1 pseudogene is annotated in these 513 nt (G+C 61.0%); it reads right to left on the bottom strand.

The window, feature by feature from the left end:
- Positions 1–513 (bottom strand): annotated as a pseudogene (locus ACR0MQ_RS23010) (DUF4159 domain-containing protein); the annotation flags it as partial.

Genomic DNA, 513 nt, shown 5'->3' with positions numbered 1-513 from the left:
GGCGGGCAAAACGTCCAGCAAACCACCCTCGACGAAATCTGCCGTTGGGATCAGCACCTGCGTCAGGTAGTGCAGCGGTGACAGCAGCTCGAGCCCTTCGCGGTTCAAGGTGCCGGCGATCAGGGCAACTTCGCGTCGCCGCAGGCTGTCATCGGTCAGTGTCAAAGCGCCGGCCGAACGTTGGCCCTGGATTTCGAACCGCGTGATGCGGGCGCGCAACTCGGACGGTAAGGAAAGATCGACCTGGGCCTGTGTTTCACCGCTGTCGAACTTCATTTCCACCGACTGCAGAACACGCATCGCACCGGCTGGATCGCGGCCCTGCGCCAGAACAGAGATTTCCTCAGCCGGTCCGGCCTCAGACCGTTGCGCGGTCAGTTGTATAAGTCCGTCCTGATAAGACGCCGGCAGGATCGCAAATACAGGCGAGGCAGACTGATACACCGTCACTTCGCCCCGTCGCTGCAACTCTGCAAGGATCGCGTCATACCCGTCATAGTCCAATCGGTCGCT

Source organism: Ruegeria sp. AN6 (assembly GCF_056540425.1).
Note: the sequence above shows the minus strand (reverse complement) of the source record. Positions and strands in the feature narration are given on the sequence as shown.